Source organism: uncultured Limnohabitans sp. (assembly GCF_937889215.1).
In the GTDB taxonomy this organism is placed as follows: Bacteria; Pseudomonadota; Gammaproteobacteria; order Burkholderiales; family Burkholderiaceae_C; genus Limnohabitans_A.
Map to the genome: position 1 here is coordinate 1 of NZ_CALBEX010000210.1, position 5,899 is coordinate 5,899.

General features: G+C 58.9%; 4 protein-coding genes and 1 pseudogene. 3 read left to right on the forward strand and 2 right to left on the reverse strand.

What is annotated here, in order from left to right:
* Positions 1-972 (reverse strand): peroxidase family protein (locus Q0341_RS05450; RefSeq protein ID WP_366522672.1); only part of this gene is annotated, 972 nt, incomplete at its 3' end.
* Between the two features lie 468 nt (positions 973-1,440).
* Here Q0341_RS05450 and Q0341_RS05455 point away from each other — a divergent pair.
* The 3 genes and pseudogenes from Q0341_RS05455 to ggpS all read left to right on the forward strand — a co-directional run.
* Positions 1,441-2,487, forward strand: coding sequence for a mechanosensitive ion channel family protein (locus Q0341_RS05455; RefSeq protein WP_299511071.1), 1,047 nt, complete (start codon positions 1,441-1,443; stop codon positions 2,485-2,487).
* A gap of 18 nt (positions 2,488-2,505) precedes the next feature.
* The gene (locus tag Q0341_RS05460; protein ID WP_299511073.1) at positions 2,506-3,420 is read left to right on the forward strand and encodes an HAD-IIB family hydrolase; all 915 of its coding nucleotides are present in this window, start codon (positions 2,506-2,508) and stop codon (positions 3,418-3,420) included.
* Positions 3,421-3,432: 12 nt separating this feature from the next.
* Positions 3,433-4,803 (forward strand): annotated as a pseudogene (gene ggpS, locus Q0341_RS05465) (glucosylglycerol-phosphate synthase); the annotation flags it as partial.
* 11 nt (positions 4,804-4,814) lie between these two features.
* Here the strand turns inward: ggpS and queC are convergent.
* Positions 4,815-5,543, reverse strand: coding sequence for a 7-cyano-7-deazaguanine synthase QueC (gene queC, locus Q0341_RS05470; protein ID WP_299511075.1), 729 nt, complete (start codon positions 5,541-5,543; stop codon positions 4,815-4,817).
* Positions 5,544-5,899: the final 356 nt, after the last annotated feature.

Sequence of the window (5,899 nt, forward strand, 5' to 3'; positions counted from 1 at the left end):
CTGGGTGGGGTTGGGTTTCCAGGCGCCTTCGAAGCCGCTGGTGGTGGTGTCACCGCCTTTGCCTGTGCCGTGGCTGTTGATCCAGCCAAACCCCATTTCATGGATAGGCGCAGCTTCCGGTTCGGGGCCGACTTTGGCCGCATCACCCGCACCGTGCATCTTGCCGAACGTGTGTCCACCAGCCACCAAAGCCACGGTTTCGTAGTCGTTCATCGCCATGCGGGCGAAAGTTTCGCGCACATCCTTGCCCGAGAGCACCGGGTCGGGGTTGCCGTCCGGGCCTTGTGGGTTCACATAGATCAGACCCATCTGCACTGCGGCCAGTGGGTTTTCCAGTTCGCGTTCGCCGCTGTAGCGGCTGTTGGCTTGGTCGCTGGTGGCGAGCCATTCTTTTTCAGACCCCCAGTAAATGTCTTCTTCCGGGGCCCAGATGTCGGTGCGGCCACCACCAAACCCAAAGGTCTTGAAGCCCATGGTCTCCATGGCCACGTTGCCGCACAGCACAAACAAATCGGCCCATGAAATTTTGTTGCCGTATTTTTTCTTGATGGGCCACAGCAAGCGACGGCCTTTGTCCAAGTTGCCGTTGTCGGGCCAGCTGTTGATCGGTGCAAAGCGTTGATTGCCCGTGCCCGCACCGCCACGGCCGTCTGCCGTACGGTAGGTGCCTGCAGCGTGCCAAGCCAAGCGAATGAATAAACCGCCGTAATGCCCGTAATCGGCAGGCCACCATTCCTGGTTTTGGGTCATCAGATCGGCCAAGTCTTTCTTGAGCGCGACGAAGTCGATTTTCTTGAACGCTTTTTTGTAATCAAAATCAGCGCCCATGGGGTTAGAGACGGGCTGATGCTGGTGCAAGATGGCCAGGTTCAGCTGGTTAGGCCACCAATCCGCGTTGGAACGGGTGCCGTGCTTGGCGCGTGCGCCACCGCCTGCGTGGAATGGACATTGGCCCGAAGTTGGTGCAGTCATGATGTACTCCTGTTGTTAAAAATAAATAGTTCGCTCAATGCGCCTCGGCCAATGCGCTCAGCACTTCCAGCCACATGGACATCAAGCTGTGGTCTTCATCATGGTTCATGTCGGGCTCCTTTCATAAAGCGAGCTTCAGTTTAAAAAAGATCACGCACGTTGACCAGTTGATTGGCACTATCTTCGCGATAAGCCATGGCTAACGGTCGGCTCTGTGCCTGCTGTTTGCACAGCCCTCTCATCCGCTTATCGGCATGGCCTCATGACTGTGGCATCCGCCAACACACATCAGCCGCTGCGCATGCATAGCCCCGTTTTTGGCAAGCCATTGGCTCACGGCTACAAATACATTTGCACAAATGCTTTAAGATGAATCCACACAAAATCAGCCCTGCCCGACGCTTCTTGCCGACACGCAGCACAGCGCACTGACCGCACCTTTTCAGCTTTAGGAACGCCCTCTCTTACATGTGGAATCAAATCATTCTTGGTAACCCGATCACGGCTTGGCTGAGCGCGCTGGGCTTGTTCTTGGGGGTTTTGGTCATCGGCAAACTGCTGTTCAGCTTTGGCTTGAAGCACCTGACCAAAATCTCCCGCGCCACCAGTTGGCGAGGCGACGACTTCCTGGTCGAAGTGCTCCAGGCCAACACCAAGCTGCTGTTCATGGGCTTGGGCATCTTTGCAGCCCTGCAGTTTTTGCACCTGTCCCCACGCGTGCAAAGCTACACCGAAAATTTGATGGTGGTGATCCTGATCTTGCAAGCCGGGCTGTGGGGCCACAAGGCGGTAGATGTTTGGTTGCAATGGCGCTTTGCGATCACCAACGTCGCTGAGCAGGGCGGCAGCATCATGACGCTGGGCCTGCTGTCCTTCTTGGGCAAATTGCTGCTGTGGGTCGTGGTGGTGCTTTTGGCCTTGGACAATTTGGGCCTCAACATCACGGCCCTGGTGGCCAGTCTGGGCATTGGCGGCGTGGCCGTGGCCTTGGCGGTGCAAAACATCTTGGGCGATTTGTTTGCCTCTTTGTCCATCGCTATCGACAAGCCGTTTGTCATTGGCGACTTCGTGATGGTCGACAACCTGATGGGCACCGTGGAGCATGTCGGGCTCAAAACCACGCGGCTGCGCAGCCTCGACGGCGAGCAAATTGTGTTTGCCAACAACGACCTGCTGCAAAGCCGTGTGCGCAACTACAAACGCATGAGCCAGCGGCGTTGTGCCTTCACCTTTGGCGTGACTTACTCGACCACCGCCGACCAACTGGCGCACATTCCCACCACGGTCGAAGCCATCATCAAAAGCCAACCCCAAGTCCAATTCGGGCGGGCGCACTTCAAATCCTTTGGCGAATCGTCACTGGATTTCGAGGTGATTTATTTTGTGCAAAGCCCCGATTACGACCTGTACATGGATGTGCAACAAGCCATCAATTTGTTGCTGGTGCGCAGTTTCGAACACGAAGGCATTGACTTCGCATTCCCCACCCGGACGTTGCACGTCCACACCACTTGATCGGAGGCCCCCATCGGCATGAACATTGGACTTGAACTCATCCTGGCGACAGATCTGGACGGCACCTTCCTGCACCCCGACAAGCCGCACGAAGGCTCGCCGCTGTACCGCATGGTTCACGAGCACCGCGAACACATCGCGTTGATCTTTGTCACAGGCCGTGGCTACGAAAGCATCTTGACGCTGCTCGACGACCCGGCCATACCGGTACCCGACTACATCATTGCCGATGTGGGGGCCACTGTGCTGCGCAGACAAGGCGATGGTTTTGCACCCATCTTGCCGCTGCAAGATGCCATCGCAGCAGGCTGGCCAGGCCGAGAGCAAATTCTGACCGAGGCCCGCCAAATCGACGGCTTGCATTTCCAGGAAGTGCCACAAGAGAACCGGTGTTCATTTGTCTACGAGCACGACACAGCCAAGCAGCATGCGCAGGCTCTGGCGCAATCCTTGGGGCTCGACCACTTGGTCTCCGCAGGCCGTTACTTTGACTTTCTACCGCGAGGGGTCTCCAAAGGCAACAGCTTGATGCAGCTGCTGGCCATCGAAGGCTTGCCGACGGAAAAAGTCCTCACCGCTGGCGACACCCTCAATGACCTCTCGCTCATGCGCACCGGCCTGCGCGGTGTGGTGGTGGGCAATGCCGAAAAAGGCCTGAAAGAGGCCGTGCTGGCAGACCGCCAAAACGGCAAAGCACCGCCCGTTTATCTGGCGCGTGCCGCAGGCCCACTGGGCATTTTGGAGGCCATACGCCACCATGCGTTTCACCGCATGCTGGGCCTCACACCCGCCGAAACCAGCCCGCTGCAAGGCGACGCCGAATTGGTGATGGTCTACCACCGCCAGCCCTTCGACGAGGTCACCACCGACACCGGCGTGCAGCGCAGTTTGCCCAAAAGCCCCAATGGCATCTTGCCCACGCTGCTCGGCTGATTTGCCAACGGCCGAGAAGGCGCATGGGTCGCATGGTCCTTGCAAGACAGCCGTACCCCCGAGCCCGACGTGTTTGAACAAGATGTCTGGGTGGACCGCGACCTGTACCCGAACTTGATGGCCACACGCGTCGCCTTGACGGCCGACGATGTGGACATCTTCTACAAACAGTTCTCCAAAGAAGCGCTGTGGCCCGTGCTGTTTTCTTTTCCGGAACGCGTCACCTTCAACGACGCCCACTGGCAGCACTACTGCGAGATCAACCGCTTGTTTGCAGAGCGCACCGCCGCCGCCACCCAAGAAGGCGCAACGGTCTGGATCCACGACTACAACCTCTGGATGGTGCCCTCGTTCTTGCGCGCCTTGCGGCCCGATTTGCACATCTGTTTTTTCCACCACACCGCTTTTCCGGGGGCAGACATTTTCAACATGCTTCCCTGGAAAGGGCAAATCGTTGCCAGCTTGCTCAAGTGCGATTACGTCGGCTTTCACATCCCCCGGTATGTCGAAAATTTTGTTGACGTCGTTCGCTCCAACGTGAGCTGCAGCGTGCTCAGCAAGACCTCTTGTGCACCCGAGTGGCTCACCTATGGCTGCGCCTTGGGCGTGGAAGAGATGAGCCTGCAGCTCCAAACACCGTATGGCCTGGTCGGCGTGGGCGCACACCCGGTGGGCATCGACAACGGACGCATCGCCCAACTGGTCAAGACCGAGCGCACCCAAAACGGCGCACGCGACCTGTTGGCCGAAGCACGCGGGCGCAAAATTGTACTGTCCGTCGAACGACTCGATTACGTCAAAGGCCCGATCGAAAAAATGCAAGCCTTCGAGCGTTTTCTAGAGCGCCACCCGGAGTGGCACGAGAAAGTCATCATGCTCAACATCGTCACACCAGCGGCCAGCGGCATGGTGATTTACGAGCACACCCGCGAACAACTCGACCGGATCATTGGCCGCATCAACGGCCGCTTTGCCAGCATGAACTGGACGCCGGTGCGCTACTTTTACCGGGGCCTGCCCTTTGAAGACCTGATGGCTTTTTATCTGGCCTCCGATGTCGCTTGGATCACGCCTTTGCGTGACGGCTTGAACCTGGTGTGCAAAGAGTACGTGTCGGTCAAAGCCGTGGGGCAAACACCTGGCGTGTTGGTGTTGTCCGAATTTGCGGGCGCGGCCGTTGAGCTCAAGGGCGCAATCTTGACCAACCCCCATGACGAAAACAACTTGGTGCAAGCACTCGAAGCGGCCTTGTCACTCAGCCCGGAGGAAGCGCATTACAAGATGCGCCAACTTCAAGAACGGGTGTTGGGCTACGACGTGAAATCTTGGTCACAAGATTTTCTGGACAGCGCGCGCGGCCTGCCTCGCGCCCCAGCGCACTGAGGCTGGCCAGCTCAGCGCGGGCCTTGGGCTTGCCAGCGCGCAAAGCCTGCGGCACGCAGTTCGCAAGCCGGGCAGCTGCCGCAGCCATAGCCCCAAGCGTGGCGTTGGCTGCGCTCGCCCATGTAGCAGGTGTGGCTGTGCTCCAGCACCACATCCACCAGCGCTTGCCCGCCTTGCGCCGGGTCGGCCTTTTGGCCCAGGTCATGCGCCAATTGCCAAGTTTGGGCCTTGTCGATCCACATGAGCGGGGTGTCGATCAGCAGCTTGCGGTCCATGCCCAGCGACAAGGCCACCTGCATCGCCTTCATGGTGTCGTCGCGGCAGTCGGGGTAGCCCGAAAAATCGGTCTCACACACGCCGGTCACGATGACCTGCAAACCCCGGCGGTAAGCCAGCGCCGCCGCAAGCGTGAGGAAGAGCAGGTTGCGGCCGGGCACGAAGGTGTTGGGCAGACCCGAGCTTTCCATGGCGATGGCGGTATCGCGGGTCAAGGACGTGTCGCTGATCTGGCCCAAGATGCTGGCGTCCAGCAAATGGTCTTCGCCCATTTTGGTGGCCCATTGGGGAAACCGCGCTTTGACGGCGGCCAACACGTTCAGCCGGGCGTCCAGCTCGACCTTGTGGCGCTGACCGTAGTCAAACGCCAGGGTTTCAACGCGTTCATAACGGCTCAACGCATGGGCCAGGCAGGTGGTGGAGTCCTGGCCACCGGAAAACAGGACAAGGGCAGAGGTGTGCATGGGTTGGGATGGTAACGCTGTGCATGGGTCATTAGCTATCAGAGTTAGAGCGTGTCAAGAAAGGTGCGCGTTTGGGGTGCGCGTTTGGAAGGGGGCGGCGGCGGGCTCCTCATGCTGCGGGTACACAGAAATCGTCGCCCACCGCCGCCCCCTTCCAAACGCTGGTGGTGATCGTCAGTCTTGCTGGCCGTGAACACCAACTCTGTTGATGAGCCTTGTCATTCCCGGCAACAACCGCTGCCCTTGTTGGCTGCAACAGCTGACCTGACTGTCCATGGAGGCAAGCCTTGCTGGTGCTGGCAGCGCAGCCCATGGTCTTGTGTGGGTGGGTGAGGGCGGGCAGAGGGTGACGATTT

Excerpts from the sequence above, each read along its gene's own strand:
- Q0341_RS05455 (WP_299511071.1), top strand. The coding sequence starts at position 1,441 with ATGTGGAATCAAATCATTCTTGGTAACCCGATCACGGCTTGGCTGAGC.
- Q0341_RS05460 (WP_299511073.1), top strand. The coding sequence starts at position 2,506 with ATGAACATTGGACTTGAACTCATCCTGGCGACAGATCTGGACGGCACC.
- queC (WP_299511075.1), bottom strand. The coding sequence starts at position 5,543 with ATGCACACCTCTGCCCTTGTCCTGTTTTCCGGTGGCCAGGACTCCACC.